Source organism: Embleya sp. NPDC005575 (genome assembly GCF_040605455.1).
Lineage (GTDB): Bacteria > Actinomycetota > Actinomycetes > Streptomycetales > Streptomycetaceae > Embleya.
This window is the reverse complement of record NZ_JBEXCV010000108.1, coordinates 1-15,895: the sequence shown is the minus strand read 5'-3', so window position 1 is coordinate 15,895 and position 15,895 is coordinate 1. Positions and strand designations below refer to the sequence as shown.

The 15,895-nt window shown below is 68.7% G+C and carries 14 protein-coding genes and 1 tRNA gene; 4 read left to right on the top strand and 11 right to left on the bottom strand.

All coding sequences use genetic code 11. The features are described 5' to 3' along the window. Positions 1–298: 298 nt before the first annotated feature. Entirely contained in the window at positions 299–2,278 is a 1,980-nt protein-coding gene (gene thrS / locus ABZS54_RS29365; protein ID WP_355542572.1) for a threonine--tRNA ligase, read from the bottom strand. A 276-nt stretch (positions 2,279–2,554) separates the two neighbouring features. Between thrS and ABZS54_RS29360 the strand changes: the two genes are divergently transcribed. The 3 genes from ABZS54_RS29360 to ABZS54_RS29350 all read left to right on the top strand — a co-directional run bounded on the left by ABZS54_RS29360 (position 2,555) and on the right by ABZS54_RS29350 (position 4,439). Further along, positions 2,555–2,965 carry a hypothetical protein gene (locus ABZS54_RS29360; protein WP_158696010.1) on the top strand — a complete coding sequence of 137 codons (411 nt, stop codon included), beginning with the start codon at positions 2,555–2,557 and terminating at the stop codon, positions 2,963–2,965. 62 nt (positions 2,966–3,027) lie between these two features. After that, positions 3,028–3,750, top strand: a complete 723-nt coding sequence (locus tag ABZS54_RS29355; RefSeq protein ID WP_355542568.1) for a DUF3105 domain-containing protein — start codon at positions 3,028–3,030, stop codon at positions 3,748–3,750. Then, complete coding sequence (locus ABZS54_RS29350) at positions 3,747–4,439, top strand: DUF305 domain-containing protein (protein WP_355542565.1); 693 nt, start codon at positions 3,747–3,749, stop codon at positions 4,437–4,439. Before ABZS54_RS29355 ends, ABZS54_RS29350 begins: the two co-directional genes overlap by 4 nt. Positions 4,440–4,675: 236 nt before the next feature. Here ABZS54_RS29350 and ABZS54_RS29345 read toward each other — a convergent pair whose 3' ends face one another. The 8 genes from ABZS54_RS29345 to ABZS54_RS29310 all read right to left on the bottom strand — a co-directional run bounded on the left by ABZS54_RS29345 (position 4,676) and on the right by ABZS54_RS29310 (position 13,600). After that, the gene (locus ABZS54_RS29345) at positions 4,676–5,302 is read right to left on the bottom strand and encodes a VTT domain-containing protein (RefSeq protein ID WP_355542562.1); all 627 of its coding nucleotides are present in this window, start codon (positions 5,300–5,302) and stop codon (positions 4,676–4,678) included. A 590-nt stretch (positions 5,303–5,892) separates the two neighbouring features. Next, positions 5,893–6,915, bottom strand: coding sequence for a LacI family DNA-binding transcriptional regulator (locus ABZS54_RS29340; protein WP_355542559.1), 1,023 nt, complete (start codon positions 6,913–6,915; stop codon positions 5,893–5,895). Beyond that, complete coding sequence (locus ABZS54_RS29335) at positions 6,902–8,401, bottom strand: family 1 glycosylhydrolase (RefSeq protein WP_355542556.1); 1,500 nt, start codon at positions 8,399–8,401, stop codon at positions 6,902–6,904. Before ABZS54_RS29335 ends, ABZS54_RS29340 begins: the two co-directional genes overlap by 14 nt. 109 nt (positions 8,402–8,510) lie before the next feature. Further along, positions 8,511–9,467, bottom strand: coding sequence for a carbohydrate ABC transporter permease (locus ABZS54_RS29330; RefSeq protein ID WP_355542553.1), 957 nt, complete (start codon positions 9,465–9,467; stop codon positions 8,511–8,513). Position 9,468: 1 nt separating this feature from the next. Then, complete coding sequence (locus ABZS54_RS29325; RefSeq protein WP_355542550.1) at positions 9,469–10,398, bottom strand: sugar ABC transporter permease; 930 nt, start codon at positions 10,396–10,398, stop codon at positions 9,469–9,471. A 455-nt stretch (positions 10,399–10,853) separates the two neighbouring features. Continuing rightward, positions 10,854–12,158: an extracellular solute-binding protein gene (locus ABZS54_RS29320; protein WP_355542547.1), complete on the bottom strand. Its 1,305-nt coding sequence runs from the start codon at positions 12,156–12,158 to the stop codon at positions 10,854–10,856. Between the two features lie 562 nt (positions 12,159–12,720). Next, a tRNA-Val gene (locus ABZS54_RS29315) sits at positions 12,721–12,792 on the bottom strand. Between the two features lie 355 nt (positions 12,793–13,147). Next, positions 13,148–13,600 carry a TIGR02611 family protein gene (locus tag ABZS54_RS29310; RefSeq protein WP_355542544.1) on the bottom strand — a complete coding sequence of 151 codons (453 nt, stop codon included), beginning with the start codon at positions 13,598–13,600 and terminating at the stop codon, positions 13,148–13,150. 353 nt (positions 13,601–13,953) lie between these two features. Between ABZS54_RS29310 and ABZS54_RS29305 the strand changes: the two genes are divergently transcribed. Further along, complete coding sequence (locus ABZS54_RS29305) at positions 13,954–14,367, top strand: SsgA family sporulation/cell division regulator (RefSeq protein WP_355542541.1); 414 nt, start codon at positions 13,954–13,956, stop codon at positions 14,365–14,367. A gap of 513 nt (positions 14,368–14,880) precedes the next feature. On the opposite strand, the gene ABZS54_RS29300 is transcribed toward ABZS54_RS29305, so the two are convergent. Continuing rightward, positions 14,881–15,411: a hypothetical protein gene (locus tag ABZS54_RS29300; protein ID WP_355542538.1), complete on the bottom strand. Its 531-nt coding sequence runs from the start codon at positions 15,409–15,411 to the stop codon at positions 14,881–14,883. Between the two features lie 202 nt (positions 15,412–15,613). Beyond that, positions 15,614–15,895: hypothetical protein (locus tag ABZS54_RS29295; protein ID WP_355542535.1), on the bottom strand; the 282-nt coding region annotated here is incomplete at its 5' end.

The window sequence follows — 15,895 nt, the reverse complement described above, 5'->3', positions numbered from 1 at the left end:
TTCCCAGACGACGCGCAATTCCTCGTCGCCCGCGTCCTCGTCGATCGCGACGAGTGTGACGAGGTGCTGGGGCACGGCTTCGGCGATATTGGTCGCCTCATCGGAAGCGACGGAGGAGCGGGCGACGTCCGTGACGACCCAGCGACGACCTCGTACCGTCACGGATTGTCCGGCTGCGGGCACTGCGTGTGCTCCGGGTGTCAGCGCCTCGAACTGGGGAACCACGACAACCCGGCTCCTCGCGTGAAGTGGGGGCGTACCGATCCTGTCGGTACGCCCCCACTTCAGGAATTGTCCGTCAGATCTGGATGCGGTCCTGTACGGCCTTGACGATCTCGGCCACCGCGTCGTCGACCGGCACGCCGTTGTTCTGCTCGCCGCTGCGGTAGCGGAAGCTCACCGCGCCGGCCTGCACGTCCTCGTCGCCCGCCAGGAGCATGTACGGGATCTTGAACTTGTTGGCGTTGCGGATCTTCTTCTGCATGCGGTCCGCCGAGTCGTCGATCTCGACCCGGATGCCGTGCGCCTTGAGCTTGGCCGCGACCTCTTCGAGGTAGGGGACGTGCTCCTCGGTGATCGGGATGCCGACCACCTGGACCGGCGCGAGCCACGGCGGCATCTTGCCCGCGTAGTGCTCGAGCAGGACCGCGAAGAAGCGCTCGATCGAGCCGAACAGCGCGCGGTGGATCATCACCGGCTGCTGCCGGGTGCCGTCCGAGGCGGTGTATTCCAGGTCGAAGCGCTCCGGCAGGTTGAAGTCGACCTGGATGGTCGACATCTGCCAGGTGCGGCCGATCGCGTCCTTGGCCTGGACCGAGATCTTCGGGCCGTAGAACGCGGCGCCGCCCGGGTCGTCCACGAGCTCCAGACCCTGCTTCTGCGCGGCTTGGCGCAGCGTCTCGGTGGCCTCGGTCCAGTTCTCCTCGGTGCCGATCGACTTCTCCGGGTTCCTGGTGGACAGCTCCAGGTAGAAGTCGTCGAGCCCGTAGTCGCGCAGCAGGTTCAGTACGAAGGTCAGCAGCGAGTCGAGCTCGTCCGCCATCTGGTCGCGCGTGCAGTAGATGTGCGCGTCGTCCTGGGTGAAGCCGCGGGCGCGGGTCAGTCCGTGCACCACGCCGGACTTCTCGTAGCGGTAGACCGTGCCGAACTCGAACAGGCGCAGCGGGAACTCCCGGTACGACCGGCCCCGGGCCCGGTAGATCAGGTTGTGCATGGGGCAGTTCATCGGCTTGAGGTAGTAGCTCTGGCCCTCGTCCAGCTCCATCGGCGGGTACATGCCGTCGGCGTACCAGTCGAGGTGGCCGGACAGCTCGAAGAGCTTGCCCTTGGTGGCGTGCGGCGTGTACACGAACTCGTAGCCGGCCTCCTCGTGCCGACGCCGCGAGTAGTCCTCCATCGTGCGGCGGATGATGCCGCCCTTGGGGTGGAAGACGGCCAGACCCGAGCCGATCTCCTCCGGGATGGAGAACAGGTCCAGTTCGGCGCCGAGCTTGCGGTGGTCGCGCTTCTCGGCCTCCTCCAGGAAGGCCGTGTACGCCTTGAGCTCGTCCTTGCTCGGCCACGCGGTGCCGTAGATCCGCTGGAGCTGCTTGTTCTTCTCGCTGCCGCGCCAGTAGGCGGCGGCCGAGCGCATCAGCTTGAACGCGGGAATGTTGCGGGTGGTGGGCAGGTGCGGGCCTCGGCAGAGGTCCTTCCAGCACAGCTCGCCGGTCTTCGCGTTCAGGTTGTCGTAGATGGTCAGCTCGCCCGCGCCGACCTCTGCGGAGGCGCCCTCGGCGGCCTCCGCGGCGGAGCCCTTGAGCCCGATCAGCTCCAGCTTGTACGGCTCGTCGACCAGCTCGGCGCGCGCGTCTTCGTCGGTGGTGACCCGGCGGGCGAAGCGCTGACCCTGCTTGATGATCTCCTGCATCTTCTTCTCGATGCGCTTGAGATCGTCGGGGTGGAACGGCGTCTCGACATCGAAGTCGTAGTAGAAGCCGTCCTTGATCGGCGGGCCGATGCCGAGCTTGGCGTCGGGGAACAGCTCCTGCACCGCCTGCGCCATCACGTGCGCGGCGGAGTGGCGCAGGATGTTCAGGCCGTCCGGGGAGCCGATCTCGACCGGCTCGATCTCGTCGCCGTCGACCACGACGTACGCCAGGTCCACGAGCCGGCCGGCCACGCGCGCGGCGACCACCGAGCGGTCGCCCTCGAAGAGCTCGGCAGCCGTAGTGCCCGTGGTCACCACCCGCTCGTCCCGGTCCGGGTCGCGGCTGATGGTCACTCGGGCTTCGGACACCGTTCGTCTCCTGAAATGTGGTTGGCGGGTTCTGCGCGGCGAGGCGTCGGCTCGCTCGCACGCCGATGCTATCGAGCCGGGAGCGGGAACCTTGCCTCGGTTCCCGACCCCGGGGCGGGCACCGGCCCGGACCCGACGCACCGCGGCAAAGACGCCGGTGGAGATGCCGGTGAAGACACCTGCACAATCACGTCCACAGTCACGTCCCCGTCACGACGACGAAAGATCGAGCCCCGACTTCCCACAGGGTCACTCGTTCAGGTGAGAATAGGGCCCGTGACGCAACGGATGGCCTCGCTGGCAGTCCCGCTGCGGCCGGTGATCCGGCTGCTGGCCGGGGCTGTACTGGCGTGCGCCGCGCTGCTCGGCAGCGCGTTCCCGATCCACGCCGAGTCGGTGCCCTCGACCGCGACGATCCCGACGGTGTGCCCCTTCCATCACACCGCGCACCAGGACCGGGACAACGGCGGGCCGGACGACAAGGGCGACGGGTCGGGGCGGTGCGGCGATCGCTCACACGCGTGTGTGCCCGCCACCGTTCCGCCGCTGCCGCCGGTGGTCGCGCCCGCGCCCAGCTCGATGCTCCCGCCGTGGTTGGCCGAACCGGACGCCATCGGTATCGCGCTCGCGCCCACGCCCGCCAAGGACGCCCCCGACCTGACGGTGCTCTGCGTCAGTCGTACGTGATCCGCGCGGCGCACCCTCGCACGGCCCACAGACGAAACCCGGAATCGGAATAAGGCGGAGCCATGGGGCAACAGTCCCCCAACACCTCGAAGAAGCAGAGCAAGGCGGAGCGAACGGCCAAGATGGCGGCAACCCGTGAGCGGGTGGCCGCTCAGCGCGAGCAGGATCGCAAGGCCGCCAAGCGCCGCTCGGCGATCATCTTCGCCGCCTCGGGCGTCGCGGTCATCGCCTTGGTGGCGGGACTGACCGCCGTGGTCATGTCGTCCAACGACGACGGCGACAAGAAGTCGAGCGCGACCAACGTCATCGCCGACGTCAAGCCCGACCCCAGCACCAAGAGCGACATAGCCGGGGTGAGCGCGTACACGGCGTCGCAGGGGCACATTGCCAAGCCCAAGGACGTCACGTACAAGCAGTCCCCGCCGGTGGGCGGCGAGCACGACCCGGTCTGGCAGAACTGCGGGATCTACGACTCGCCGATCCCGAACCGCAACGGTGTGCACTCGTTGGAGCACGGCACGGTGTGGATCACGTACCAGTCCAATCTGCCCGCGGACCAGCTGGAGATCCTGAAGTCCAAGGTCAAGGGCAAGACGTACATGATGCTGAGCCCGTACGACGGCCTGGACAAGCCGGTCGTCGCCTCGGCGTGGGGTCTGCAGCTCAAGTTGGACAACGCCGCTGACCCGCGCCTGGACCAGTTCATCAAGGCGTACAAGGAAGGCAAGCAGACCCCGGAGCCCGGCTCGCCGTGCACGGGCGGGGTCGGAAAGCCGACCTCGTGAGGCCCCGCGCACGCGTCGCGCTGATCGTGGCCACCGGGCTGCTCGCGGTACCGGCGCTGGCGGCCTGTTCGTCCGACGACTCGACCAAACCGGCTGCGGCGGCCACGCCCACCCGTACGCTCGGCCCGGCGCCGGCCGCGGTGCCGAACCCGCCGGCCGACGATTCCGTCGACGCCGGGTTCGCGCGCGACATGCGCACGCACCACGCACAGGCCGTGCAGATGGCGATGATGGTCCGCGATCTGACCCAGGACGACGCGACCCGCAAGCTCGCGTACGACATCGCGCTGACGCAGCAGGAGCAGATCGGCCGGATGGCGTCCTGGCTCCAGTTGTGGGGCCTGACGCTCGGCTCGACCCGGCCGGTCATGCAGTGGATGACGCCCGGCTCGATGCCGGGCCACTCCGGGCACGGCACGCCGGCTGCCGGGGCGGACACCCAGCTGATGCCGGGCATGGCCACGCAGGCGCAGTTGGACAAGCTGGCGACGTTGCACGGCAAGGACGCCGAGGTGATGTTCCTCCAGTTGATGATCACGCACCACGAGGCCGGTGTGGCGATGGCCCGCGAGGGCGTCGCGCGCGCCCAGGTCCAGCAGGTCCGGGACTTGGCGAACACGATGGTGGTTGGCCAGAGCGCGGAGATCGACCTGATGCGGTCGATGCTGACGGAGCGCGGGGCCGCGTAGGGGTCCAGCCGTTCGGGACGCACGGGTCGGTGTGGGACGTGCGGCTCGGCGTGGGACGTGCGGCTCGGTGCGGGCCTGGCGACTCGCGGCGGGACGTGCGGCTCGTTGCGACCGGCGGAAACCGGGTGGGGGCGGGATCGATGGTGATCCCGCGCCCCACTGTGGTCGGTGGCGAGGTCTTGGTCGGCTGTGGTCGGTAGGAGATCTGTCGCCGGTAGCGAGGTGCCGCTGCCGGGTCAGGCCTCGACGGTCGCCGTCGCCTCGCCGGTATGGCGCCGGCGGCGGACCTCCCGCACGACACGTGCCGGCACTCCCACGATCAGCGGGACCGAGGCGCCCAGCGCCATCCCGCCGAGGGCCACCAGCAACGGGCTGTCCTCGACGAGGCGCCCGGCCAGCGTGCCGACCGTCATCGCGTATGACACGGAGATGGCCGCCCCGACCAGCGTCGCCGCACGGAACTGCGGTCGCGGGTAGCCCAGTCGGCCGGCGAGCATGTTCACCGCGGTTCGGCCGCCGGGCAGGAAGCGGGCCGCGATCAGCGCGGACATCCCGCCCTTGGCCAGTGCGCCCCGGGCCAGATCCATCGCCTTCTGCCGGCGCGGCCCCAGCACGGCGTCGCCCCCGCGACGCAGCCGTGCGCGGCCCACCGCGTAGGCGCATTGGTCCCCGATGAAGGCGCCAATCCCGGCAGTCAACAGAACCAGGACGATGTACCGAAGGTCACCGTCCGCCACCGCCGCCGCGGCCATCACAAGCTCGTCGCCGGGCACGATCGGCAGCACGGCGTCGACGGAAACGATCAGCGGCATCACCAGCCACAACCACGGAGAGAACAACAGGCCGGTTCCGGCGCCGGTCACTGGTGTACCCCCGTGCACGCGCAGTGGCTCGGTAGACAGGTATCGGTCACCGGGAGATCATCGCGCGATCCCCCATCCGGTGGAACATCGGGTCCTTGTCACCGCCGCTCACGTGACGTGATACGGCCCGAAAAACACCCATCTCAGAGGCCGGATCCGCGAAAAAGTGACCTCATCATTGTGTCGACTTCCCGATTTCGACATCACACATTCGGCGCACCCACGGAGGAGTGGCCGATCCCCGAATCCGACCACAACCCCCGCCGCCGAGCCCGCACTCGCCGCAAGCCGACCCGCCAACCCGAACCGGACAGCACCGACTCACCCAGGGCAAACCCCGACGCCCAGCCACCCACTTCAGCCCGGGCCGGCCCCTTGATGCCGAATCAGCGTGGCGGGCGCTCGAAACCGGATCAGCCCGGCCGGCGGCCGGGGCCACCCCAAGCCCGGCAACACCCAAGCCTGACCAAACCCGTACAGCCCGGCCGGCGTTCGAGGCCAAGTCAGCCCGGCTGGCGTTCGAGGCCAAGTCAGCCCGGCCGGCGTTCGAGGCCAAGTCAGCCCGGCCGGCGTTTGAGGCCACCCCCGCCTCACGAAGAAGATCGCTCGATCAACGTCGTCGGCAACACCACGGAGGCGCCAACAGCCCCACCCGCGATCCGCTCAAGCAACAGACGCGTCATCAACCGCCCCTGCGTCGCCACCTGTTGCCGCACCGTGGTGAGCGCAGTCCACCCCGCGACGTCCGCGTCGTCGAACCCGACCACCGCCACATCCTCGGGAACCCGCCTGCCCTCCTCCACCAGTACCGCCACCGCACCGACCGCCATCAGATCGGACGCCGCGAAGACCGCGTCCAGACCCGGCTCCTCCGCCAGCAGCCGCCGCATTGCCGCAGCCCCGCCGGCCCGACTGAAATCGCCGTGCGCCACGAGCGATGGCCCCGGTACCGCGTCCAGGTAGCCGCGCAGCCGGTCCACGCCCGCGCACATGTCCTGTGGTCCGGCGATGGTGGCGATCCGCTGCCGCCCGCGACCGCTCAGATGCTCGACGGCGGCGCGCGCACCGCCCACGTTGTCCGCGTCGACGTAGACGAAGTCGGCGTCCGGGCCGAGCGGCCGACCGCCGACCACCACCGGGATGCCCGCGTCGTGCAGCCGACCCGCCAGCGAGTCGTCGCCATGCAGCGACACCAACAGCGCCCCGTCCACGTGGCCACCGCGCAGGTACCGCTCCAACCGGTCCTGCTGCGCCGGGGTACGCACCATCATCAACACCAACTGATGGTCGGTGTCGGCCAGTTCGGTGCCCACCGAGCGCACGATCGCGGACAGATACGGGTCGCCGAACAGCCGGGTCTCCGGTTCCTGCACGACCAGGGCGACCGAATCGGTACGCCGGGTGACCAGCGTGCGTGCCGCCCGATTGGGCACGTAGCCGGTCCGTACGATCGCCGCCTCGACCACCTCGCGTACCCGAGGGCTGACCTTCGGTGAGCTGTTGATCACCCGGGAGACGGTGGCCCGGGACACCCCGGCCACCGCTGCCACCGTCTCCAGGGTCGGCGGTTCGGCCGTCGGAGCGGCCTCTCCCCGGCCGTCAGTGCTGGTCAATGCTCCCCATCCCGTCCCGCGCCGACTCGGCCCGGAGCTCCCGATCGCCGGCGATCACCGACGCATACCACCGTGCGCTGTACTTGGGCGTACGTCCACCGGTCGCGAAGTCCACGTGCACGATGCCGAAGCGCTTCGCGTAGCCGTAGGCCCACTCGAAATTGTCCAACAGGGACCACACGAAGTAGCCCCGAACGTCCACGCCGTCCCCGATCGCCCGCCGCACCTCCGCGATATGCGCCGCGAGGTAGTGCGCCCGTTCGACGTCCTCGATCGCGCCGGTCGCGTCCACATGGTCCTCGTACGCCGCACCGTTCTCGGTGATCATCAGCGGCACATCCGGGGCCTCCACCCGGATCCGCGCCAGCACGTCGTACAGTCCGCTCGGGTCGATCCCCCAGCCCATCGCCGTACGCGCGCCGGGCGTCTGGGTGAATCGCAGGTCCGCACAGGCCGGCCAGGGCGAGTACGCGCTCGCGCCGTGGCCGTCGTCGCGATGCCCGGCGCCCTCGGTGTCCGCGACGCCGTCATCGCCGCCGACCAGCAGGGGGGTGTAGTAGTTCACCCCGAGCATGTCGATCGGTCGGGCGATCTCGGCAAGGTCGCCGTCACGGACGAAGGCCCAGTCGGTCACCGAGGCGGTGTCTTCGAGCACGTCGGCCGGGTACGTGCCGCGCAGCAGCGGGTCGAGGAAGATCCGGTTGGCCAGGCCGTCCACCCGGCGCACGGCGTCCAGGTCCGCCGGCCGGTCCGAAGTGGGGCGCACGGCAGCCGTGTTGAGCGTGATCCCGATCCGGTGGCCGGCCGGCAGTTCGGCCCGCAACGCCCCCATCCCGAGCCCGTGTGCGAGCAGCAGATGGTGATGCGCACGCAGCGACAGCTCCGGATCGGTCAGTCCCGGCGCGTGTACTCCCGAGCCATGTCCCAAAAACGCGGAACACCACGGCTCGTTGAGGGTGGTCCAGTCGCACACCCGGTCGCCCAGCCCCGCCGCGACGATCCGCGCGTACTCGGCGAACCGGGACGCGGTATCCCGCGCGCCCCAGCCGCCCGCGTCCTGGAGCGCCTGCGGCAGGTCCCAGTGATAGAGCGTCAGATAAGGAGTCAGGCCGTGCGCGAGCAGTTCGTCCACGAGTCGGTCGTAGAAGTCGAGTCCGGCCGCGTTGCCCGGACCGCTGCCGCCGGGCTGAACCCGCGCCCACGCGACGGAGAACCGGTATGCGCCCAGGCCGAGTTCGGACATCAGTCCGACATCTTCCCGATAGCGGTGGTAGTGGTCGGTGGCCACGTCACCGGTATGCCCGGCGTACACCCGTCCGGGCGTACGACTGAAGGTGTCCCAGATCGACGGCGCGCGACCGTCCTCGGCCACGGCCCCCTCGATCTGGTAGGCGGCAGTGGCCGCGCCCCAGACGAATCCGGGCGGGAAGTCGCCGACGGGAAGGGCCGCCGACGCTGTTCGCGTGGACAGGGCGTGGTTGGTCATGATGGTGATTCCCTTTCTCCGGTTGGCTTGACGCTGCTCGACACCATCGGCACCGGATCGACTCTGCGGCCTCGGGCCGATCAGCCCGCCGCGATCGACCCTCGAGCGATCACCCCTTGACCGCGCCCTGCATGATGCCGCCGACGATCTGCCTGCCGAGCAGGCCGAAGACGACCAATACCGGCAGCGTGCCGAGCAGCGTCCCGGCGAGGATGATCGACTGGTCGTGCACGTATCCCCCGCCGAGCGAGTTGATCGCTACCTGCACGGTGGGATTGCTCGACGACAGCGCGATGATCGGCCAGAAGAAGTCGTTCCACGTGGTCATGAAAGTGAGCAGGCCGAGTACCGCCATCGCCGGACGCGCGATCGGGATGACGATCGACCAGAAGATCCGCGCGTACGACGCGCCGTCCACCCGACCGGCCTCGATCAGTTCGTCGGGCAGCGCCTCCATCAGGTACTGCCGCATGAAGAACACGCCGAACCCGGTGACCAACGTGGGCAGGATGACGGCTTGGAGCTGGTTCACCCATTCCAGCTTCGCCATGATCATGAACAGCGGGATCAAGCCCAGTTGCGGGGGAATCATCATCGTCGCCACGGTGATCCCGAGCAGGATGCCCCGGCCTCGGAATCGCAGCTTGGCGAAGGCGAATCCGGCCAGCGTCGAACACAACACGGTGCCCGTCGCGACCGTGACCGACACGATGGTCGAGTTGATCAACGCCTGAACGATGTCGGCCTCGTCGAGCGCCTTGTCGAAGTTGCCGAGCAGGTTGCCACCGGGTGTGAGCGGTGGCGGCACGTGGTTGATGTCCGCGTTGCTGCGGGTGGCGGCGACGATCGACCAGTAGAACGGGAAGACCGAGAGCAGCGTCGCGAAGCCCAGGATCAGGTAGACGAGGGGCCCGCCGTGCAGTTGACGCGTGCGCTTGGACCGACCGGGCCGACCCGACCGATGGAACCAGCCGGTTCGGCCGTCCGGTTCGGGCGCCGGGCTCTCCGGCGGTGAGCCGGCCGGCCGGGGGGTCCGCCGAAGTACGGCGACGGGCGTGCGTGCCATGTCAGCGGCCCTCTCGGGTCTCGCGACGCGAACGGCTCGCGGAGACAAGCGCGTTGACGCCGATGACGACAAGGATGATCAGGAAGGTCGTCCACGCGATCGCGGAGGCTTTCCCGAGCGCGTAGTTGCTCCAGCCGGTCTCGTACATGTAGAGCCCGATGGTCTGGTACTGATGCGAAGCCCCGCCTCGGACACCGATCGGGCCGCCCTGGAGCAGCAACGGCTCGGCGAAGATCTGCATGGCACCGATCGTCGAGACCACGACGGTGAACACGATCGTGGGCCGCAGTCCCGGGAGGGTGACGTGCCGGAACTGATGCCAGGACTTCGCCCCATCCAGCGCTGCGGCCTCGTAGCGGTCGTGCGGGATGGCCTGCATCGCGGCGAGGTAGATGAGCGCGTTGTAGCCCACCCAACGCCAGGTGACGATGGTCGAGATGGCTATCTGGGAAGTCCAAGTGCCGTTGTACCAGTCGACGTTGTCGACCCCGAACAGCCCGAGGAACCAGTTGATCATCCCGTAGTCGCGCCCGAACAAGCCACCGAACACAAGCGTCGCGGCGGCGACGGACGTCGCGTACGGCATCAGGGTCGCGACCCGGAAGAAGGTCCGCCCGCGCAGCCGATGGTTGAGCAGATGCGCCAGGCCGAGCGCCATGCACAGCTGCGGAACCGTGGAAATCAGCCCGATGGTGAAGGTGTTGCGAAGCGCCTTCCAGAAGAACTTGTCGTGCCAGAGGTTGGTGTAGTTCTCCAGCCCGAGCCAGGTCATGTCGTCCGGGTTCTGCAATCGAACGCGGTGCAACGAGATGTATCCGGTGTAGAGGAGCGGGAACAGACCGAACGCGATGAAGAGGACGAAGAACGGCATGACGAAGACGTAGGGGGACGCGGTGTTCGCCCGGCGCCGCCAGAGTAGACGGGGGGTCATGACTGATCGACGTGCCTTGGGTTGGGAGCCGGGCGGAAGCTGATGTCGGGACTCGGTCCGAGGACCGCTGGGGGGCTGGGCTGCACGGGCATGGGCAGGGGGTGGTGCCGCCATCGGAATCACTCCGGGCCGGGAGGGGTGGGCGGACGGTGGGGTGGGTGGCCCGACCGGAGAACGGGCGGTCGAGCCACCGAGGGGCGACACCAGGTCGGAACGGGCGCCGTCGTGGGTCACACGGTCGCGGGTCACACGGTCGCGGGTCGCGGGTCGCGGGTCGCGGGTCGCGGGTCGCGGGTCGGGCGTAACGCCGGTTACGGGTGGTGGGTCGCGCGCCACAGGTCGCCGACTCGGCGCCTGGAGCTCGTAACTCGCGACCCGCAACCGGCCGTCCGCAGCCCGCTGCTCGCTGCTCGCTGATCAGGGAAGCGTGGCGGCTCGCGGCTCGCGGCTCGCGGTCAACCGGCGAGCGCGTTCTTGACCGCGTCGCGCGCCTGCTTCCACGCGTCGTCGGGCTTGACCCCCTGAGCCTCCACGGAGGTCAGCGCCGTGCTGATGTTCTCCTTGATGTCGTTGTGCCGAACTCCCGTGATCTGTACCGGCATCCGCTCGGCCGCCGCACTGAAGATCCGACCGATCGGCGCACCGTTGAAGTAGGCATCCGTGGTCGCCTTGATGCTTTCGATCGCGCCGGTCTTGGACGGGAAGTTCCCCTGCTTCCGGAACATCTTGGCCTGCTGCTCGGGCGCGGTGAGCCAGCCGACCAACTCCGCTGCCTCCTTGTGGTGCTTGCCACCCTTGGGGATCGCGAGGTACGAACCACCCCAGTTACCGGTACCACCCGGCCCCGGTGCGACATCCCACTTGCCCTTGCCCGCGTCACCGGCCTGGGTCTTGATGAATCCGATCATCCACGCGGGGCACGAAATCGACGCGAAGCCGTCGGCCGCGAACGCCTGGTTCCAGTCACTCTGGAACTGCTGCAACGCCGCGGACATCTTCCCGTCGGCGGCCTGCGTGGCCACATCCCAAGCGTGCTTCACGACGGGGTTGGTGTCATAGATCGGCTTGCCGGCCTCGTCGTAGTACGAGACCGCCTGCTGCCCGATGATCGCGTTGTACAAACCGGTCACGCTGTCCAGGTAGTGCGTCTTCTTCGGAGCGTTCGCCTGGAACTGCCTTCCCAATTCGACGTAGCCCTCCCAGGTGGACCAGCGCCGTGCCAACTCCTCGCGATCGGTCGGCAGTCCGGCCGCCTGGAACAGGTCGGTGCGGTAGCAGATCGCCATCGGCCCGGTGTCGGTCCCCGCTCCCAACACCTTCCCGTCGCCGGTGGTCGCGGCCTTGCTCTTCCACGGCAGGTACTCGGCATTGCCGTCGGAAAGACCCAGCGAATTCAGGTCCATCCACTTGTCGGCCTGGTTCTTCACGACGTCGGCTATCCGCCCGACCTCGATGCCCTGGATGTCGTCGATCCCGCCCCCACCGGCGAGCCGGGTCTGCACGGTACGCCAGTAGTCCTCCTCGCGTTCGGTGTCGTGCTGAACGATCTTGATGTTCGGGTGCGTCTGCTGGTACTCGGTGTACAACCCGGCTTCCTCGAAGCCGAACGTGCCGAACAACCCCAGATTCAGGGTGACTTTGCCGTCGCCCGAGCCGGAATCCCCGTCACCCCCGCACCCGGTGAGCACTGACCCGACCAACAGCGCTGTACACAGGGCCGACAACGCCCTGACTCGACCACGAACGTAGCGCGTGCGCATGGGAAGACCTCCTGATGCCTTGCATCCGGGACGGGGACGAGCGGGGTACTTCGTGCGGCGGTACCGAAGTGCGGTGGTGCGATCAACGACTCGCGGCAACACAAAACACACCACCGAGCGCCGAGTCCTGAACCATGAGAGCGCTCTCACAACGTGCTCAGGAGCCTGTCCCGCCCCAGAACCCATGTCAATACTTCGACACCTGAACGTGACTTCCCACAGCCCGGCCCCACCTCTAAAACTCCTGAACCCCTGCCCAACCACCCGGCCATCCCCGGGCACACCCCAAACCCGAAAGCCCGCGCACCGCCGCCACCCGTCGGGGATGTCGCCGATCCGCCTGATACCGACCGGGACCAAGTCCCCGGGCGCCGGATGTTCACAGCCGTGCATCATCCGTCCGGCAGCCCCGCCGAGGCAGGCAACGCGGTAACAGGTAGGGGCGCACCGGACCGCGGGCCGGGTCATCGCACGACATTCGCAAACGCCCACTGCCGCGCGGCACCGCTGTGAACGCGTCAGAGGCCCGGATCACTTTCGTGATCCGGGCCTCTGACCTGGGTGGGCGATACTGGGATCGAACCAGTGACCTCTTCGGTGTGAACGAAGCGCTCTCCCGCTGAGCTAATCGCCCGGGCGCAGGGAGAACATTACCGCATGCGTGGGGGCGGTTGTGCCCACCCCTTCGCGGGGGTTGGCCTCGCGGCTCGGGATCGGGCGTTGGGTGTGGGAGGTCTCGCCCCGGCCGAGCCTCGGGGCGGAGGCGCAGGTGGACCCATCGCCGTCAACACAGCCCCCGGGCCCTTCGCCAACGTCTGCCTCCGGTCGGTGGGGCTCCCCCGAACTCGTCAGCCCCCTGGCCCGCCGGCCCCGAGTTCGTCACCTCGGGGCGGCACCTCGGGCCGTCACACCCCGGGCCCGGCAACCCCGTCCGGCGTCATCCCCTGCCCGGCGGCGCCCCCGCGCCCGTCGCCCCGCCTCCGCGTCCGCTAGAACGGCAGGCCCATCCCGTATTTCCACAGGTACAGCGCCACTGCCGCCGCGATGAGAATGAGGCCGATGGCGAGCATGATCATGTTGCGGCGGCGGGTTTTGGGGTCGAGGGCGCGGTTGGCGGCCTTGGTGACCTTGTCCTTGGTCCACAGGAGGGTGCGTTGGGCCCAGACGAATTCGGTGCCGAGGACGGCCAGGCCGAGGAAGATGACCGCCCAGCCGGGGCCGGGGAGCGGGAGCATGACGATGCCGCCGACGATGATCGCGAAGCCGATCACGGCGACGCCGATCTGCCAGGTCATGTGCAAGGGCTTGGAGCGCTTGATGAAGGCGGGTGCGCGGGAGCCGAATGGTTTCGCCTGCTTGTCGGCGGGGCCGACCGGGGCGTCCTGGTCGGCGGTGGGCTCTCGTGTGGCGTGCGCGCTGTTGTCCGCGACCCCCGTGTCCATCCTTGGTCTTCCTCTCTCGTCGTACCGGCCGTCGTTCACCGGGCACCTCCGTGTGGCCTGCAACCGGAGCCGACCATGGCTCGGCCTGGCTTGACAACGCTACAAGGGGGCAGAGGTTCGGTGCAGACCGACGGTACGGTGCGGGCTCGCTCCGGGCATGACGGGTATGAACTGAACGCCTGTTCCCTTCCGGAAATCATGCGGGCGAACGTTACACCTCCGCATCGCTCTTAAGGAGTACCCAGACGCCCGTATATCGGGCAGAGACGTTTACAAGAGGTCCGCAGGTGGGATGTTGCGAACGCCGACGTGCGAATCCCCGAGCGCACACTGAGCGAAAGGCCATGGCGCTTATGAACACCACGGTCAGCTGTGAGCTGCACCTGCGCCTCGTCGTCTCGAGCGAGTCTTCATTGCCAGTCCCTGCGGGGCTGCGCTACGACTCTTCGGACCCGTACGCCGTGCATGCGACCTTCCACACGGGTGCCGATGAGACGGTCGACTGGGTCTTCGCCCGCGACCTTCTCGCCGATGGGCTGCGTGAGCCCTCCGGCACCGGCGACGTTCGTGTGTGGCCCTCCCGGAGCCACGGACAGAGCATCGTCTGCATCGCCCTCAGCTCGCCCGAGGGTGAAGCGCTGCTCGAAGCGCCCGCGCGGGCGCTGGAGTCGTTCCTGAAGCGTACGAACGCTGCCGTCGCCCCCGGCAACGAGCATCGCTTCTTCGACCTCGACCGGGAACTGTCGCAGATTCTCGCCGAGAACTGAGCCCCGGAACCGCGGGCACGCCCCTGTCCGCAGCGCCGGGTACGTACGTCAGCGCTCCGCCGCACCCACCGTCCACAAGGTGGGAGCGGCGGAGCGTTCTCATGTCCGCATGCGGGGCACGGTAGGTACGTCCCGTCCGCACCCATCCCGTCGCACTCAACTCCCGCGCCCCGCATCCCACGCCCCGCGTGCCACACCCGCGTCCCGGCCACGTGTGCGCCCTGGGCCCCACGCGCCCCATCCGCGTGTCGCGTCCGCAAACGTCCTGTCCGCGCATTGGCCCGCGACCGCCGGACGAGTGAATCGAACACGCCGCGCGATCGCTCGATCCGAATACGCACACGATCCGCCTACGGCGCAAAGAAAGCGCACAGTCGAACACATTTTCCGGCATGGGAATGCGTTCACATTCACCGTCCCGTGGCGTGTCCTGTTGTGTACAGCGTGTGTTTACCCCGTCTCTCGGTAACCACCGGGAACCGGCGGTAATCCGCAAATCGGGATTCCCCGACTTCAGATCCCGCGCTTGCGCAGCAGTTCCTCGATCTCCGCGAACTCGTCGTCGACCGCTCCGCGCGCGCCGCGCCGAGATCGCGGCGCCGCGGCCGGCTTCGGCTGCCGGCCGCCCGGCAGTGCGCCATCCGCACCGCCCACCCCGCCCCCGCTGCCACTCGCGCCGGCGCCACCCATGAGCGCGGACAGATCCGCGGAGGACGAGGCCGCCGTACCGGTCGACTCCGGGTTCCTGCGGCCGATCATGCGGGTGATCATCAGCAACATCACGGCGAACGCGAGGATCGCGACGCCGCCCCATGCCTTGATCCCGAAGGCGAGGTCGGTCGCCCAGTCGGCGGCCGCGCTGCCCACCCGGCGGCCCAGCGTGCCCAGACCGGTCAGGTACAGCCCGATCGGGAACAGCGCCGCGGCGGTCCACCGCGTCGCGTTCAGGAAACGTCGTTGGCGTGCCTTCTGTACTGCGATGACCAGGCCGAGACCCGTCAGCGCCATGCACAGGGCGCCGGTCACCACATCTGCGCCGGACATGCGCTCGGCCTCCTCCTCGTGCGAAGCGTTCGAAACGTTCGAAGCTTCGGTGTCGGTCTTGTCGGACCTGGTGCTTCCCCCATCGTCGTCGCCTCCGCCTTCGGATGCCACGATCGACGGTCGGTTCAGTACTCGGGGAGGACACCGACCGACCCATCTCCTCCCCGTGGAGTACACCCAGGATCAGGGATGTACCCGACCCTCACAGGATGGGTTTCCCCCAATAACGCGTGCGCGGCGCGAATCCCGCCGCCGTGCAGACCTTCGTGTGGGTGTCGTCGGGCAGTTCGATGGCCACCTCGTGCAGGCCCTGTGCCGCGGTCACGTGGCCGGCCGCGCGCAGCAGGGTCGCCGCGTCGGCCGGGGTCGGCGCGGTCAGCGCCAGGATGACGCCATGGGCGACCCACACCACCGCGCCCTCGCCCAGCGTGTACGGCGCGGGCGCGGTGGGGTGGTCCAACCGGGCCTGCGCCCGGGCCTGCGC